The 15,809-nt window shown below is 52.4% G+C and carries 14 protein-coding genes; 6 read left to right on the top strand and 8 right to left on the bottom strand.

Annotated elements, in window-relative coordinates:
* Positions 1–3 precede the first annotated feature (3 nt).
* Both copC and ftnA read right to left on the bottom strand, forming a co-directional pair.
* Positions 4–390 carry a copper homeostasis periplasmic binding protein CopC gene (copC, locus tag J8X26_RS16870; protein ID WP_374101288.1) on the bottom strand — a complete coding sequence of 129 codons (387 nt, stop codon included), beginning with the start codon at positions 388–390 and terminating at the stop codon, positions 4–6.
* 139 nt (positions 391–529) lie between these two features.
* Positions 530–1,036 carry a non-heme ferritin gene (gene ftnA / locus J8X26_RS16865; RefSeq protein WP_095921401.1) on the bottom strand — a complete coding sequence of 169 codons (507 nt, stop codon included), beginning with the start codon at positions 1,034–1,036 and terminating at the stop codon, positions 530–532.
* A gap of 407 nt (positions 1,037–1,443) precedes the next feature.
* Between ftnA and J8X26_RS16860 the strand changes: the two genes are divergently transcribed.
* On the top strand, positions 1,444–1,674 hold the full coding sequence (locus J8X26_RS16860) for a DNA polymerase III subunit theta (protein ID WP_152325660.1): 231 nt from the start codon (positions 1,444–1,446) through the stop codon (positions 1,672–1,674).
* A 37-nt stretch (positions 1,675–1,711) separates the two neighbouring features.
* Here J8X26_RS16860 and pip read toward each other — a convergent pair whose 3' ends face one another.
* The 4 genes from pip to dbpA all read right to left on the bottom strand — a co-directional run bounded on the left by pip (position 1,712) and on the right by dbpA (position 7,257).
* Positions 1,712–2,668: a prolyl aminopeptidase gene (gene pip, locus J8X26_RS16855; RefSeq protein WP_152325659.1), complete on the bottom strand. Its 957-nt coding sequence runs from the start codon at positions 2,666–2,668 to the stop codon at positions 1,712–1,714.
* Positions 2,669–3,177: 509 nt separating this feature from the next.
* Positions 3,178–5,217, bottom strand: a complete 2,040-nt coding sequence (locus tag J8X26_RS16850) for a S9 family peptidase (protein WP_208951457.1) — start codon at positions 5,215–5,217, stop codon at positions 3,178–3,180.
* A 129-nt stretch (positions 5,218–5,346) separates the two neighbouring features.
* Positions 5,347–5,712 carry a protein YebF gene (gene yebF / locus J8X26_RS16845; protein ID WP_152325657.1) on the bottom strand — a complete coding sequence of 122 codons (366 nt, stop codon included), beginning with the start codon at positions 5,710–5,712 and terminating at the stop codon, positions 5,347–5,349.
* A gap of 162 nt (positions 5,713–5,874) precedes the next feature.
* Positions 5,875–7,257: an ATP-dependent RNA helicase DbpA gene (gene dbpA, locus J8X26_RS16840; protein WP_152325656.1), complete on the bottom strand. Its 1,383-nt coding sequence runs from the start codon at positions 7,255–7,257 to the stop codon at positions 5,875–5,877.
* Positions 7,258–7,516: 259 nt separating this feature from the next.
* On the opposite strand from dbpA, the gene purT reads away from it, so the two are divergent.
* Positions 7,517–8,695 carry a formate-dependent phosphoribosylglycinamide formyltransferase gene (gene purT / locus J8X26_RS16835; protein WP_208951456.1) on the top strand — a complete coding sequence of 393 codons (1,179 nt, stop codon included), beginning with the start codon at positions 7,517–7,519 and terminating at the stop codon, positions 8,693–8,695.
* 83 nt (positions 8,696–8,778) lie between these two features.
* Here the strand turns inward: purT and J8X26_RS16830 are convergent, their stop codons facing one another.
* The gene (locus J8X26_RS16830; protein WP_101077138.1) at positions 8,779–8,958 is read right to left on the bottom strand and encodes a YoaH family protein; all 180 of its coding nucleotides are present in this window, start codon (positions 8,956–8,958) and stop codon (positions 8,779–8,781) included.
* 160 nt (positions 8,959–9,118) lie between these two features.
* Between J8X26_RS16830 and pabB the strand changes: the two genes are divergently transcribed.
* The 4 genes from pabB to J8X26_RS16810 all read left to right on the top strand — a co-directional run bounded on the left by pabB (position 9,119) and on the right by J8X26_RS16810 (position 14,672).
* The gene (gene pabB / locus J8X26_RS16825) at positions 9,119–10,492 is read left to right on the top strand and encodes an aminodeoxychorismate synthase component 1 (RefSeq protein WP_208951455.1); all 1,374 of its coding nucleotides are present in this window, start codon (positions 9,119–9,121) and stop codon (positions 10,490–10,492) included.
* On the top strand, positions 10,489–11,091 hold the full coding sequence (locus J8X26_RS16820; protein WP_208951454.1) for a CoA pyrophosphatase: 603 nt from the start codon (positions 10,489–10,491) through the stop codon (positions 11,089–11,091). The genes pabB and J8X26_RS16820 overlap by 4 nt, the downstream gene beginning before the upstream one ends.
* 168 nt (positions 11,092–11,259) lie before the next feature.
* Positions 11,260–12,624: an L-serine ammonia-lyase gene (locus tag J8X26_RS16815; RefSeq protein WP_152325652.1), complete on the top strand. Its 1,365-nt coding sequence runs from the start codon at positions 11,260–11,262 to the stop codon at positions 12,622–12,624.
* A gap of 455 nt (positions 12,625–13,079) precedes the next feature.
* Positions 13,080–14,672, top strand: coding sequence for an EAL domain-containing protein (locus J8X26_RS16810; RefSeq protein ID WP_152325651.1), 1,593 nt, complete (start codon positions 13,080–13,082; stop codon positions 14,670–14,672).
* A 70-nt stretch (positions 14,673–14,742) separates the two neighbouring features.
* Here the strand turns inward: J8X26_RS16810 and J8X26_RS16805 are convergent.
* Positions 14,743–15,809, bottom strand: a 1,067-nt coding sequence (locus J8X26_RS16805) for a transporter associated domain-containing protein (protein WP_208951453.1), incomplete at its 5' end; no start/stop codon positions are given.

Raw genomic sequence — 15,809 nt, 5'->3', positions numbered from 1 at the left:
CGTTTATTTAACGGTAAAGCTGTACTGACCGTGTGTTTTATGACCATCAACGGAGACAACGCTCCACGTTACCAGGTATTTACCCGACTTCAGCGTTTCCGGAAGCGGGAGAACCGCCTGAGTATTGTCATTCGCCGCGAGCGTCATAGAACCGGTTTTAACGGTTTTATTTTCTGCGTCGGTCAGCGTAATTTTGCTGAAATTAGGTTCGATGCCTTCGCTAAAGCCCAGTGACAATTCGGACGGGCTGACGGTGACAACGGTGTCGGCGGCGGGCGTTTCTGTTTTCAGGTGTGCGTGGGCAGAAGCCTGCTGTGAGATAAATCCGCCCAGCAAAACAGCTGAGACTGCCAGTGCACGGCAAAGAGAAGTGGTTTTTTTGAACACGATAATTCCTTGGCTTGCTTAACGATGAATTTATAACGCCGTCACTTTATCGCAAACCGCTCCAAAACGTTTGTCAAAAAAACATAAAAAAACGCAGAGGCCTGAGCACTCTGCGTTTTTATGAACCACAACCACAGGAAAATTAGCCTGCCGGAGCCTGTGCAACCATGTTCTTCAGGTCTTTATCCACGAAGAACAGGCCGTTACCGGTGTTGCTGACCAGAGCCAGTTTATCGAGAACGGATTTGAACAACGTTTCTTCTTCATGCTGTTCAGCAACGTACCATTGCAGGAAGTTGAAAGAAGAATAGTCTTTCAGCGTCATGGACAAATCGGCCAGTTCGTTGATTTTCTGGGTGATCAGTTGCTCATGCTCATAGGTTTGTTTGAACAAATCAGTCAGAGATTCAAACGACACCGGCGGAGCAGCAATCGCGCCCAGCAGAGGTAATGCGCCGGTATCGCTGACGTATTTGAACAGGCGATGCATGTGATCCATTTCCTCCATGGAGTGCTGTTTCAGGAACGCCGCTGCGCCTTCGTAGCCTTTATCGCTGCACCATGCACTCATCTGCAAATATAAATTGGCAGAGTAAAACTCGAGGTTCAGCTGTTCGTTCAGCTGGTCGATCATTTCTTTTTTAAGCATGATACGGCTCCATAAAATAAATTAAGGCAGATGAATGGGGTTATTTACCCGCATTATGCCCGCATCAATACAAAATAAAAACACCCGATTCACATTATTAATCATGCAGGCAACAATATAAATTAACACATTGAATTTAATGAAATTTATTTTCATTAAAATATGCACTAATGATAATCATTAACATAAAGGATGTTATTAAAAAGAATCATTCTTATTTAAATACCCTGCTTTACTCTTTCAGTTGAATATAATTATCACTTAGATTTCGGGAATAATTCTTATTTACTCAATAACACCAGGGAATCGCGCCAACAACACAGGGGATAATAAAATTCTAAAGACAACATTCACCCTGCGCAGGGTGTCGGGTACAATGCGGCGAAATGGTTTAGCAGGAAACAACAATGAGCATCAATCTGGCCGAAATCAGCAAAGACGAGATGGACCGCATTAACGTCGATCTCGCCGCATCAGCTGTCGCTTTTAAGGAACGTTACAATATGCCTGTTGTGGCTGAGATGGCTGAACGCGAGCAACCTGCGCATTTGCGCACTTACTTTCGTGAACGGGTCATGTTTTATCGCGGGGAATCACATAAATTTTCCCGTTTACCTTACGAACCTAAGCAAAAATAAGCGACGGCTTTGCGGGTAAACGGGAGCACAGAAAACGTTAACGCCGGGTGGCGAAACGCTGGTTAGTACGGATCAATTGATCGAGGATCCCAGGCTCGTCAAACGAATGCCCTGCCCCTTCGATGATGTGCAGTTCCGCTTCCGGCCAGATCTGTGCCAGGTCCCAGGCGTTTTGCACCTGACAGGCCATATCGTAGCGGCCGTGGACAATAACGGCGGGAATATGGCGGATGCGATCTACATTGCGCAAAAGCTGATCGTCGCTGTCCAGAAAACCCAGATGCGTGAAGTAATGGTTTTCGATGCGGGCAAACGCCAGCGCGAAGTCATCCTCGCCGAAAGATGACGAACCTTCCGCAGGCAGAAGCGTCACAGTCTCCCCTTCCCACAAGCTCCAGATTTTCGCGGCTTCCAGCTGAACGGCGAGATCTGCCGACGTCAGGCGTGCACGATAGGCGGCGATGACATCCTTGCGTTCCTCATCATCTAAAATCGACAAAATACGCTGCCATTTTTCAGGGAAGAAACGGGATGCGCCATCCTGGTAATACCAGGTCAGTTCCTGCTTACGCAGGGTAAAAATACCGCGCAGAACCATTTCGCTGACACGTTCAGGATGCGTTTCAGCATAAGCAAGTGCGAGCGTTGATCCCCACGAACCGCCAAACACCAGCCATTTCTCGACACCCGCTAATTTACGCAAGCGTTCAATGTCTTCGACCAGATGCCAGGTCGTGTTGTTGTCAAGACTGGCGTGAGGTTTTGAACGCCCGCAGCCACGCTGGTCAAACAGCATGACGTCATAATCATTGGGATCAAAAAGTTGCCGGTGAACCGATGAGCAGCCCCCGCCCGGCCCGCCGTGCAGAAATACCGCTGGTTTACCTTCCGGGTTTCCGCTGCGTTCCCAGTAAATCTGGTGTCCATCGCCCGTATCAAGCATGCCGCTGGCATACGCTTCCAGAGGCGGATACAACCCTTTTAATTTTGGCATGACATTTCCTGTTCTATTCGGCCAGTGTATTGATTGATGTGCTCGCCTGTTAATAACAGCGCATCGGTTCCGCCGCGACAAGTTGTTATGACCAAAAATCGTTATTTCATATGCTGTTCGCATACTTATCACGCAATTTAGCTTGCAAGCTTGCTGCCCGTGAAACGAAAACTGCGAAGATGACAAAAGAAATCGTACAAAGCTGCTTGCAACTGACACGAAATAGGCAGTAAATAGCTGAGCAACCCAATCCACCAGCTTTAAAGAGAGGCGATTATGAGTAAAGGAATGGATAGCAAAAAAAATGCGAAGAAAAAGCCACTGAAGACCCCTGCTGAGAAGAAGGCTGAGAAAAAAGCCAAGAAAGCAGCTGCCTGATAAAGTTCCTTCGTAGAATAAACCCGCTGAACGCGGGTTTTTTTATTCCCCCTCATACTTCAAGCCGCAGATGCGTTAGCTGCGCTCACTTGCCGCCTTCCTGCGACTTGAATTATTTCGGGGGGAACCTGTTATTTTTTCGCTGCCAGCGACAGAACAAAGGCATATTCCAGCGCGATATCTTCGTAAGCCTTGAAGCGCCCAGATTTACCTCCGTGGCCGGAATCCATATCCGTGTGCATCAGCAGCTGATTGTCGTCAGTTTTGACATCACGCAGTTTCGCAACCCACTTCGCCGGTTCCCAGTATTGCACCTGTGAATCATGCAAACCGGTAGTCACCAGCATGTGCGGATAAGCCTGCGCACGCACCTGATCATACGGGCTGTATTGCAACATATAGTCGTAATACGCTTTGTCGTTAGGATTACCCCACTCGTCATACTCGCCGGTCGTCAGCGGAATTGACTCATCGAGCATGGTGGTGACAACGTCGACAAAAGGAACCTGTGCAACGATGCCGTGGAATAAATCTGGAGCCTGATTAATTACCGCGCCCATCAGCAAACCACCGGCGCTGCCGCCCATCGCGTAAACCTGCCCTGCATCGCCGTAACCTTCAGCCACCAGTTCTTTTGTTACATCGATGAAATCGTGGAACGTGTTGAGTTTGTTAAACAGTTTGCCATCGTCATACCATTGCTGGCCCAGTTCTGCGCCGCCACGGATATGGGCCAGTGCGAAAACAAAGCCTCTGTCGAGAAGGCTCAGGCGGCTGCCGCTGAAAGCCGGATCCATGCTGCTGCCGTAAGAGCCGTAGCCGTAAACCAGTAACGGATTTGTGTTTGGCTTGAACAATTCACGGCGGTAAACCAGTGAAACCGGGACTTTCACGCCGTCGCGCGCTGTGACCCAGACGCGTTCGCTGCGGTAATTCGTCGCATCAAAATCTTTCACTTCCTGCTGTTTGAGCAACGTACGGTCATGCGTGTCGAGATCCAGCTCAAAGAGCGAACTTGGCATGGTCATCGACGAGTAGCCGTAACGCAGCAACGACGTATCCGGTTCCGGGTTGTACGCCAACCAGGTGGTATACGTAGGGTCATCAAATGCCAGTGATTTTTCCTCACCGCTGGTCCAGTGGATCTGGCGTAGCTGCGTCAGCCCCTGATGGCGTTCTTCTACCACCAGCCAGTCGCGGAACAAACTAAAACCTTCGAGCATGACTTCAATGCGCGGTGCGATCAGCGTCTGCCACTGCGGCTCGGTGGCGTTTACACTTTTATAGAGACCAAAGTTTTTACCGTCTTTGTTCGAACGGATATAGAAGTGGTCCAGATAATGATCGAGCGCGTATTCATGATCTTTACGGCGCGACAGGAACACTTTCGGCGTCGCCTGCGGATCATCGGCATCCAGCAGCAGGATCTCGGACGTCGTGGTGCTGTCGAGGTGGATCAGGATGTATTTTTCTGAGGTGGTTTTATCCAGCCCGACGTAAAACGTGTCGTCTTTTTCTTCGTAAACCAGTTTGTCCGTTTTCGGATCTGTGCCGACGACGTGGCGGTAAACCTGATACGGCAGCAACGTTTTCTTATGCTTACGAACGTAATACAGCGTCTGAGAATCGTTTGCCCATTCGCTGCTGCCGGAAGTGTTTTTCAGCAGATCGTCAGTCCAGGTTTCATCATCCAGATTTTTAATGCGAATGTCGTACTGGCGGCGGGACAGGAAATCTTCGGCCACGGCCATGAGTTTATTGTCCGGGCTAATGTCTAAGCCGCCCAGCGTATAAAACTCGCCATCGCTGGCACGTTCATTTCCGTCGATCAGCGTCTGCCATTGTTCATGTTCGGCGGCGGGCTGACGCAGATAAATTGCGTATTCGTTGCCCGGCTCGTAGCGGGTCTGATAACGGTAGCCGTGTTTGACGTAAGGAACGGAGTGATCCTGCTGCGCAATGCGCGCGACCATTTCCCCGTAAAGCGTTTCACGCAGCGCCTGATGCGGCAGCATCGCCTGATCGGTGTATTCGTTTTCTGCCGTCAGATACGCCAGAACCTGAGGATCGGCGCGGTCATCGTCACGCAGCCAGTAGTAATTATCGACACGGTCATCCCCGTGTACGCTCAGTGTTTGCGGGCGTTTTTCAGCCTTTGGAGGTGTCATCATCTCGGATCTCTTTGTCCTCTTTATGGTGTGACAAGAGTGACAGGTTTAGACGGGGAAACCAAGAGACGGAATGTGCGGGAATTAGCGGGAATGTGCGCCCGTCAGGGGTTGCGGGCGCAGGGGAAAAACTCAGACCGGCGTGCTGTAACTGATTTCACCGAGCTGGCAGTTAAGCGTGACGTCGTAGGTCTTGTCGGCATGATCACCGCGGACTTTCAGCGGGATATCCCATTTCTTGTTATCACCGGTGATGCTGCCGGCATCAACCCATGCAACCGGCGTTGAGGTGCCGAGCGCTTTTTTATCAGCATCCCAGCGCGGAATGCGGTTTTGCAGAAAATCGCGTTTCACCAGCGCCGCGAGTTCATCTTTCGTCGCATTCGCGCAAGGTGTGACCGTCGCCGTTCTCACTTCAGGCTCATCGGCCTGAGCAGTCTGGACCAGACCGCTCATTCCTGCGACTGCCATTACCGCGCTCAAGATTATCTTTTTCATCGTTCGTCTTCCCAGTCTTTGTCTTTTATTACGCTGACCTTGCCGGAACAATAACCATACAAACCGAAAGGTCATCACTTGTGTCAGACAATATAATCATCAACAAGCCAATAACACAACATTAACAATCAGACGAACAATGCAAAACGCGATATAACTCTTTTAGCGCAAAATAATCGCTTTGCAGTTTTTGCCTTTGATTTTCCCTTCCAGCAGGCGTTGCAGGGCTTTCTTCGCACTCTTCTGACGGATAGCAACGTAAGCGTGGATCGGGAACATATCAATTTTACCGACTTCTGCCGCGGTCAGCCCGGCATCGCCGGTCAGCGCGCCGAGAATATCGCCGGGACGGATTTTGGCTTTACGACCACCGTCGATACACAGCGTGGCCATTTCAGCATCCAGCGCCACCGGCGTTGCCGCCAGCGCCTGCGCGGCAGGTTGCCAGGTGAACCGCTGACGGGTGTAATCTTCCAGCGCCGTTACGCGTGGCATTTCCTGCGGAGTCACCAGACTGACCGCCAGACCGCTGGTTCCCGCACGCCCTGTACGGCCTACACGGTGAACGTGAACTTCCGGGTCGAAAGACAGTTCATAGTTGATGACCAGACCTAACTGTTTGATGTCCAGCCCGCGCGCCGCAACGTCGGTTGCGACCAGCACACGGCAGCTGCCATTGGAGAAACGCACCAGTACACGGTCACGGTCACGCTGCTCGAGGTCGCCGTTCAGCGCCAGCGCACTGATCCCTTTGGCCGCCAGCGCGTCACACACTTCCTGGCAGTCACGCTTGGTATTGCAGAACACCACGCACGATGTCGGCTGATGCTGGTACAACACCGCCGCCAGCAGGGATAAACGCTGATGTTTATCCGCTTCGATAAACACCTGCTTGATGTCTGCCACATCATCTTCGCCTTCAATTTCCACTTTCAGCGGTTCGCGCTGGAATTTGGAGCTGATGCGTTCAATGCCGTCCGGATACGTCGCGGAGAACAGCAGCGTCTGGCGGGTTTGCGGCGTATAGCTGACCACATCTTCGATATCTTCACTAAAACCCATGTCCAGCATGCGGTCGGCTTCATCGAGTACCAGCACTTTCAGATCATCCAGCTTCAGCGTGCCTTTGCGCAGGTGTTCCTGAATACGGCCCGGCGTGCCGACCACGATGTGTGGCTGACGGACCAGCGATTCGTTCTGAGGGCCGATTGACTGGCCACCGCAAAGGGTCAGGATTTTGATGTTCTGGGTAAAACGCGCCAGACGACGTAATTCTTTACTGACCTGATCGGCCAGTTCGCGCGTCGGACAAAGCACCAGCGCCTGCGCCACAAACTGTGAAACGGTGATGCTGTTCAGCAAACCAATGCCGAAAGCGGCTGTTTTACCACTGCCGGTTTTGGCTTTGGCGCGGACGTCCTGACCTTGCAGGATAGCGGGCAAAGAGGCTTCCTGAATCGGGGTCATTTCGGTGTAACCCAGTTCATTCAGGTTGGAAAGTTGCTCAGCGGGCAATGTCAGGACAGAAAAGGAATGCGTGCTCAAGGCGATAACTCTTTATGTGAGGCAAAAATCGGGGCAGCGGCAGAAGATCTGGCGCCATGGTTTGCTAAATGATAACAGAGACGCCCGCAGACTGCCTTAAACAGCAGAAAACCGGCTTAAAAAATCCTGTAAATCCCCTTCTGACATATGCAGGGAATTTTTCAAACACACTGCGCAATCGTTTTCGTCCCCGATAATTTCAGATATACTGCGGCCCGAAATTCTTACTTTCCTTCATCAAAGATCTGGGTACGAAGCTATGTTAACCATTGGTACTGCACTGCGCACCGGCGCCACCCGCGTCATGTTGTTAGGCTCTGGCGAGCTGGGTAAGGAAGTGGCGATCGAATGTCAGCGCCTGGGTCTGGAAGTGATCGCTGTCGATCGCTACGCGGATGCACCCGCCATGCAGGTCGCTCACCGCAGCCATGTTATTAACATGCTCGATGGCGATGCGCTGAAAGCCGTTATTGAAAACGAACGCCCTGATTTTATCGTGCCGGAAATTGAAGCTATTGCCACCAGCATGCTGGTCGAGCTGGAAAAACAGGGCCATAACGTGGTGCCGTGCGCCGAAGCGACGCGTCTGACCATGAACCGTGAAGGCATCCGTCGTCTGGCCGCGGAAACCCTGAAACTTCCGACATCGACGTATCAGTTTGCTGACGACGAAGCGACTTTCCGTCAGGCCGTAGACGCAATCGGTTACCCGTGCATCATCAAACCGGTGATGAGTTCATCCGGTAAAGGCCAGAGCCTCATCCGCAGCGCTGAGCAGTTACAAACAGCCTGGGATTATGCCCAGCAAGGTGGCCGTGCCGGTGGCGGACGCGTCATTGTTGAAGGTCTGGTGAAGTTTGATTTTGAAATTACGCTGCTGACTATCAGCGCCATTGACGGCATTCATTTCTGCGCGCCAATCGGGCACCGTCAGGAAGATGGCGATTACCGTGAATCCTGGCAGCCACAGCAAATGACCGAACTAGCATTGCAGCGCGCGAAAGATATCGCGGAAAAAGTGGTGAAGGCGCTGGGCGGCAAAGGGCTGTTTGGCGTTGAGCTGTTTGTCTGTGGCGATGAAGTGATTTTCAGCGAAGTGTCACCGCGTCCGCACGATACCGGAATGGTCACACTGATTTCTCAGGATCTGTCCGAGTTCGCCCTGCACGTTCGCGCATTCTTAGGTCTGCCGGTCGGGAAAATCCGCCAGTTCGGCCCGTCGGCTTCCGCGGTTATCCTGCCGGAACTGACCAGCAACAACGTTTCTTTCAGCGGGCTGGAAAACGCGCTGACGGGTTTCAATCAGATCCGTCTGTTCGGTAAACCGGAAATCAGCGGCAAACGCCGTCTGGGCGTGGCGCTGGCGATTGCCGAGAACGTTGAAGACGCGGTTGAGCAGGCGAAACAAGCCGCAGCGGCGGTCACCGTTAAAGGCTGATGCCTGAATAAAGATGAAAAAAAACCGGACTCCGCAAAGGGTCCGGTTTTTTATGCCTGATATGTGCTTATCAGAGCGGAAATTTACTCGTCTTCGTCATCAAAGATAACGGTCACGCGATCGCCTTTGTGCGTTTCACGGATTTCTTCCGCAACGGTTGCAATGGCTTCGCCGCTGCTCATTCCGGTTTCCATTAACTGGCGGATACGATCGGCGGCCTGTTCTTGTTCGGAATGTGATAATGAAGGCATACCTGTCAGCATGGGAGATTCCTGTTGTACGTTAAATCGGCCCGCAGGCTGCGGGGTTGCACAGTATACGCCTTATTGCTGCAAATCGCCTGTGCTGCTTTCAGGCAGCCGAATCTATGTTAGGATCGGCGCTATAATACGTTTTAATTGCGCCCGGAAGCTCTTACCTGCCATGCAATCCACCCGTTCCGTAAATTTTCATACTTTGCCTTATCATCCCGATGCGCTGTCCGAACAATTTTCTGCGCTCTCAGCTTTGCCGTGGGCCATGCTTTTGCATTCCGGCTCTGCGCAGCATCAGCATAACCGCTTTGATATTCTGGTGGCGGATCCGCTGATCACACTGACGACGCGCGGTGAGATCACGCAGGTTGAGCAAAACGGTGAAGTGACGTCACGGAAAGACGATCCGTTTGCCCTGCTGGAGGAATACCTATCGGCATCCGGTTTGCAGGCGGAAAGCTCGCCTGATTTTCCGTTTCTGGGCGGCGCGCTCGGGTTGTTTGGCTATGATTTAGGACGGCGTATTGAGGCACTGCCCGACACGGCAGAACAGGACATCGCCCTGCCGGATATGGCGGTGGGTATTTATGACTGGGCGCTGATCGCCGATCACCATCTGCAACGTGTGATGCTGATTTGCCACCATGACGTTTCCGTCCGCCTGCACTGGCTGGCGCAACAGAAGGCCACCGCCGCGCAACCTTTCCGGCTGAAAGCGCCGTGGCAGTCCAACATGAGCCGCGGGGCATACGGTGAAAAATTCCGCCAGATTCAGGAATACATTCACAGTGGTGATTGCTATCAGATTAACCTCGCGCAGCGATTTTCGACACACTATTCCGGCGACGAGTGGCAGGCATTTTTGCAGCTGAATAGTGCAAATCGAGCCCCCTTCTCGGCGTTTCTGCGTTTAGCTGAAAATACGGTGATCAGTCTGTCGCCTGAACGCTTCATCTGGCTGAAAGACCATCAGATCCAGACGCGCCCGATTAAAGGGACGTTGCCGCGCAGCGAGGATCCCGCAGAAGATGTGCGTCAGGCTGAGCGTCTGGCGGCATCGGAAAAAGATCGTGCGGAAAATCTGATGATCGTCGATTTATTGCGAAATGACATTGGCCGCGTTGCCACGCCGGGCAGCGTGCGCGTTCCCGAATTATTCAAAGTCGAGCCTTTCCCTGCGGTTCATCATCTTGTAAGTACCATCACCGCAGAACTGCCGGAAGCGTGCCACGCCAGTGCGTTGCTGCGCGCCTGTTTTCCTGGCGGCTCAATTACCGGTGCACCGAAAGTCCGCGCAATGGAAATCATCGAAGAGCTTGAGCCACAGCGACGCAACGGTTACTGCGGCAGCATTGCATACATCAGTTGCTGCGGCACGATGGACAGTAATATCACCATCCGCACGCTGCTGACGGCGAAAGGGAAAATTTACTGCTGGGCAGGCGGCGGGATTGTGGCCGACAGCCAGGAACAGGCAGAATATCAGGAAACGTTCGATAAAATTGCCCGCATACTGCCTCAGTTAGGAGACGTTCAGCCGTGACTTTGCTGGAACAACACGCACCCGTGCAGACTTTTTCCCCCGCGGTGGAAGATTTCATCCTGCGTTTTCAGTTGCAGCAACCGCGTATGCCTGCCCCCGCATTGCGCGGAACCCGTCACGCCGCCGTCTTAATTCCGATTATCTGCCGGAAAGAGCCGACAATCTTACTGACGCGCCGTTCCGATCAGCTGCGCAAACACCCCGGTCAGGTCGCCTTTCCCGGCGGCGCAGCCGATGCAACGGATACCTCAATTATTGCCACCGCGCTGCGGGAAGCTCAGGAAGAAGTCGCCATTGAGCCGGAACAGGTACACGTTTTAGGCACGCTTTCACCGCAGGACAGCAGCAGCGGTTTCCAGGTGACGCCGGTTGTCGGGCTGTTGCCGGTCGATGTTACGTTCCATCCGGCTGAGGATGAAGTCGCCGAGCTGTTTGAAATGCCCTTGCAGGAAGCGTTTGATCTTGCCCGCTATCACACTCTGGATATTCATCGCAGAGGCATCCATCACCGGGTGTATTTATCCTGGTATCAGCAGCAATTTGTCTGGGGACTCACGGCGGCGATCATCCGCCAGCTCGCCCGGCAGGTTGAAGCCTGAGCCCGCTGATTACATTCCGATCACACTTTTGCATCAAATAAGTTTATTTCATGCGAAAAATGAAACTTTTGCCCCTCAGGCCTTTTAAACTATAGATTGAGCCACAAGTTGAGTTGTGGCTGTCAGGGATCCCGTTCCCTGCCGTAATTCATTACAGGAGTATTCGACGTGATTAGCGTTTTCGACATGTTCAAGGTCGGGATTGGCCCTTCCAGTTCCCATACTTTGGGCCCGATGAAAGCCGGGAAACAGTTCGCTGATGACCTGCTCGAAAAGGGCATGATGCCTGCCGTTACGCGTGTCGCCGTGGACGTTTTTGGTTCCCTGTCTCTCACAGGCAAGGGCCACCACACAGATATCGCCATTATTTTAGGTCTGGCGGGTAACCAGCCAGATACCGTCGACATCGACGGCATTCCCCATTTTATTCGCGACGTTGAGCAGCGTCAGCGCCTGCCGCTGGGTGAAACTCAGCATGAAGTCGATTTCCCCCGTGACACCGGCATGGTGTTTCGCGGTGAGAATTTACCGCGCCATGAAAATGCGATGCAAATTCATGCCTTTGCGGGCGACAAAATGATTTACAGCAAAACCTACTACTCCGTCGGTGGGGGTTTTATTGTCGATGACGAGCATTTCGGTCAGCCGGTGCTTGATGAAGTGACGGTCCCTTACAGCTTCAATTCCGCCAGCGAAATGCTGGCCAAATGCAAGGAAACCGGCCTTTCGTTGTCAGGTTTGATGATGAAAAATGAGCTCGCCCAGCACAGCAAACAGGACATCGAACAGTATTTCGAGAAAATCTGGCACACCATGCAGGCCTGTATCGACCGTGGCCTGAATACGGAAGGCGTTCTGCCTGGCCCGCTTCGCGTTCCGCGTCGAGCGTCTGCCTTGCGCAGAATGCTGGTGTCCAACGATAAACTGTCTAATGACCCGATGAACGTGATCGACTGGGTGAACATGTTTGCCCTGGCCGTGAACGAAGAAAATGCGGCCGGCGGGCGTGTGGTGACGGCGCCGACGAACGGCGCCTGCGGGATTGTTCCGGCGGTGCTGGCGTATTATGACCAGTTTATTCAGTCAGTCAGCCCGGATATTTACCTGCGTTATTTCCTGACCTCCGGCGCGATTGGCATTCTTTACAAGATGAATGCGTCGATTTCGGGTGCGGAAGTCGGCTGTCAGGGCGAAGTCGGCGTGGCCTGTTCTATGGCCGCGGCGGGCCTGACAGAACTGCTGGGCGGCAGCCCGGAGCAGGTGTGCGTGGCAGCGGAAATTGGCATGGAACACAATCTGGGCTTAACCTGCGACCCGGTTGCCGGGCAGGTTCAGGTTCCGTGCATCGAACGTAACGCGATTGCTTCCGTAAAAGCCATCAACGCCGCACGCATGGCCTTGCGCCGGACCAGTGAGCCACGCGTTTCGCTGGATAAAGTGATCGAGACCATGTACGAAACGGGCAAAGATATGAACTCGAAGTACCGCGAAACGTCCCGCGGCGGTTTAGCCATTAAGGTTCAGTGCGACTAATCATTTGCAGGATTTTTCGTCTCCAGGCGGCTGGCGGGTTGCATCATTTTTGGCCCGCTTGCCGCAGGAAATACCACTCCGGTGGGAGCCGGTAGCAATAAAACCTTCGCTAACAACAACCTGTTGTATTATCAATACATAATGGTAGTGACACTTGCATTATACCCTGCAGGTACGGCATGCTGATTTCCGCCTGATTTTCCCGTTCAGAGAACCTCTCTATACACTGAAGATACATGCAAAAAATGTACAGAAAAACATACGTGACAACGTCACCGATACGGATTTTCTTTGATTTTTGCCGGGAAAATTAGGGAGTTTTCCATAACTCAGGGAGAGCGTCCGGCGATTTACAGCTACTATCAATAATAACAACACGGCTGTTACGCATCGGTAAACCTTTAATAATAATAATTTTGAGCCTGCATTTAACACGGGATAAAAGGATTAGAACGATGCTGTTCTCCCAGACCGGTCTTGCGAAGTATCGTTACTATCGCATTGCGCTTGCCTGCGCAATGGGGATATGTACATTGCTTCTGACTCTTGGCATTCGCATTTACGAACAAGCTCAGGTCATCGCAGAAGATCAACAACGCGTGGCTATCCACACCGTTGAAAAATTGGAGAAATTACTTGAACCTGCGTCACCCGCAGGAAGAGCGATTCCTATCGACCAGACGCTAAGCTGCAACGCGCTGCAACCGGTCATGCAACAAACTGTCGCCCGTATGCAAACGCTGCGATCCATCAGCCTGGTCAGTAATGGCACCATCATCTGTTCGAGCCTGATCGGGGCTTTAGATCTTAATTTCAACAAAACACTGCCTAATCTGGCACAGGGTAAAACTCAGCTAGATCTGCGTGCGTCAAAATGGAGCAAGGTGGATGCGCCGACGCTGGTTCTCTGGCAACCGACCACGCCGGATAATCTCAACGGCGAGCTGTTTGTTTATAACATCGGTGTCCTTTCGAACTTTCTGCTTGAGCCGCAACCCCCCTACGCCAGCCACATCGTATTAAATGTCGGAAGACAAAATCTCGAATACGGCAGTGACGAGATTGTGGAAAGCAGTCACCTCCCGCAGCCAGCATTGCTGAGCGTCAGTTCTGATAAATACGATTTTTCCGTATCGCTTTATGGCGAAGAAGCCAGCGATTTAGCCTGGAGTGAACTGTTATCTCATCTGCCCCTTTCTGTATTAATCAGCCTGCTGACCGCCACCGCGGTTTATCTGCTTTCCGGCAGCCGGATCAGTCTGGCTTATCCGATCAGTCACGGGATTTCGCACCGCGAATTTAAGGTCTACTGCCAGCCCATCATTAACAGTACCGATGGCCGCTGTATCGGCGTAGAAACCCTGATGCGCTGGAAAAATCGCCGTCAGGAATGGGTGTCGCCCGATGTCTTTATTCCGCTTGCTGAACAGCACGGGTTGATCATTTCGCTTACGCGATATCTGATTCAGACGGTTGCGAATAACCTGGAAGTGTTCCCTGCCACACCCGGTTTTTACGTCAGTATTAATGTCGCAGCGCAGCATTTTAATAACATGGAAATTGTGGATGACATCCGCAAAATCTGGCTTCCGGCGCAGCCTTCGGTATCCCTGATGCTGGAACTGACCGAACGAACACGTTTGCAGGAATTACGCGCGGCAGAAATTTCACAGCTGAAAGAAATGGGGATCCTGCTGGCCATTGACGATTTCGGCACCGGTCACAGTTCGCTGAGTTATCTCAAGACACTGAACCCTGACGTACTCAAAATTGATCAGGCCTTCACAGCGTCGATTGGTACGGACGCGATTAACGCGACGGTCACCGACACCATCATTACGCTGGCGCAACGCCTGAATCTGAAGCTGATTGCCGAAGGGGTGGAAACGCGTGAACAGGTGGAATATCTGCGGCAGCGCAAAGTAGATTCATTGCAGGGTTACTATTTTGCCCGGCCAATGCCGATTGAAGTGTTCCCTGTCTGGCTTGAGCGCTATAAAAAATCGACTCAAATCATCACGCCGCCGAACGAAACCAAACCGGCCTGATAGCCTGACACTGAATTCAAACCATAAAAAACGGCGACCGGAGTCGCCGTTTTCACTGAAGCAGAACTGGTTACTGTTCCTGTTCCCAGTCATTCTCTGACTTCAACCGTGTAATGCGAACGCGCTCGATGCGGTATTCCGACAAGTCCAGAATTTCAAAGCGCAGCGAAGCCATTTCAATCACCTCACCCGCCACCGGCATCTGCCCGGACTTCGACAGCAGTAACCCCGCCAGCGAAGCGAAATCATCGTCAGTGCTGACCAGCGTGTTCACGTCGAGAATTTGCTGTAGCAAATGCAAATCCGTCCCGCCTTTGGCTATCCATGATTCACCGTCAGCAATAACGTCCGGCGTTTCATCTTCGTCCGGGAACTCGCCAGCAATGGCTTCGAGCACGTCGAGCGGCGTCACCAGCCCCTGAATCACACCAAATTCATTACTCACCACGACCAGGCGGCCTTTCGCTTTACGCAGAACGGCAAGCAGATTGATGACGTCCATGGTTTCAGGCACCACAATCGGCGGCGTTTTTTCTGCAAACGCCACGATGTTTTCACCGTTTTCCAGCGCAACCAGCAGGTCCTTCGCACGAACGACCCCGATGACATCATCCAGAGAATGGCGGCAGATAGGGAATAAACTGTGCGGCGTGTCGAGCAGCTGGCTGCGAATTTCGGCGGGTGACTTTTCACAATCGACCCAGGAAATTTCAGTTCGCGGCGTCATTACACTGCGCAGCGTACGCGAGGCCAGCGTCAGTACGCCGGTGATCATATGCCGTTCTTCTTCAGCAAACGTCTCACCCGCCGGTAACACATCGCCCGCCGGTTCATCTTCATTCTGACTCTGACGTTTCCCGCCCATCAGACGCTGAATCGCCTCGGCGGTACGTTCACGCATAGGACGGTTCGACTGGCTTTTCAGGAAGTTGCGGCGCGCAATCTGGTTGAACAACTCAATCAGAATCGAGAAACCAATCGCAGCGTACAGATAGCCTTTCGGAATATGGAAGCCAAATCCTTCTGCAATCAGGCTCAGGCCGATCATCAGCAGGAAGCTCAGACACAGGACGACAACCGTCGGATGGTTATTCACGAAACGCGTCAGCGATTTAGACGCCAGCAACATCACACCCA

The sequence above is a fragment of the Rahnella sp. ChDrAdgB13 genome (assembly GCF_017655185.1).
GTDB classification, from domain to species: Bacteria; Pseudomonadota; Gammaproteobacteria; order Enterobacterales; family Enterobacteriaceae; genus Rahnella; species Rahnella contaminans.
The sequence above is the reverse complement of the archived record's forward strand: the minus strand, read 5'-3'. Positions and strand labels throughout refer to the sequence as shown.

What these genes read in the sequence shown, in the direction of transcription:
- ftnA (WP_095921401.1), bottom strand. Translation starts at nt 1,036, where the DNA reads ATGCTTAAAAAAGAAATGATCGACCAGCTGAACGAACAGCTGAACCTC.
- J8X26_RS16860 (WP_152325660.1), top strand. Translation starts at nt 1,444, where the DNA reads ATGAGCATCAATCTGGCCGAAATCAGCAAAGACGAGATGGACCGCATT.
- pip (WP_152325659.1), bottom strand. Translation starts at nt 2,668, where the DNA reads ATGCCAAAATTAAAAGGGTTGTATCCGCCTCTGGAAGCGTATGCCAGC.
- J8X26_RS16850 (WP_208951457.1), bottom strand. Translation starts at nt 5,217, where the DNA reads ATGATGACACCTCCAAAGGCTGAAAAACGCCCGCAAACACTGAGCGTA.
- yebF (WP_152325657.1), bottom strand. Translation starts at nt 5,712, where the DNA reads ATGAAAAAGATAATCTTGAGCGCGGTAATGGCAGTCGCAGGAATGAGC.
- purT (WP_208951456.1), top strand. Translation starts at nt 7,517, where the DNA reads ATGTTAACCATTGGTACTGCACTGCGCACCGGCGCCACCCGCGTCATG.
- J8X26_RS16830 (WP_101077138.1), bottom strand. Translation starts at nt 8,958, where the DNA reads ATGCTGACAGGTATGCCTTCATTATCACATTCCGAACAAGAACAGGCC.
- pabB (WP_208951455.1), top strand. Translation starts at nt 9,119, where the DNA reads ATGCAATCCACCCGTTCCGTAAATTTTCATACTTTGCCTTATCATCCC.
- J8X26_RS16810 (WP_152325651.1), top strand. Translation starts at nt 13,080, where the DNA reads ATGCTGTTCTCCCAGACCGGTCTTGCGAAGTATCGTTACTATCGCATT.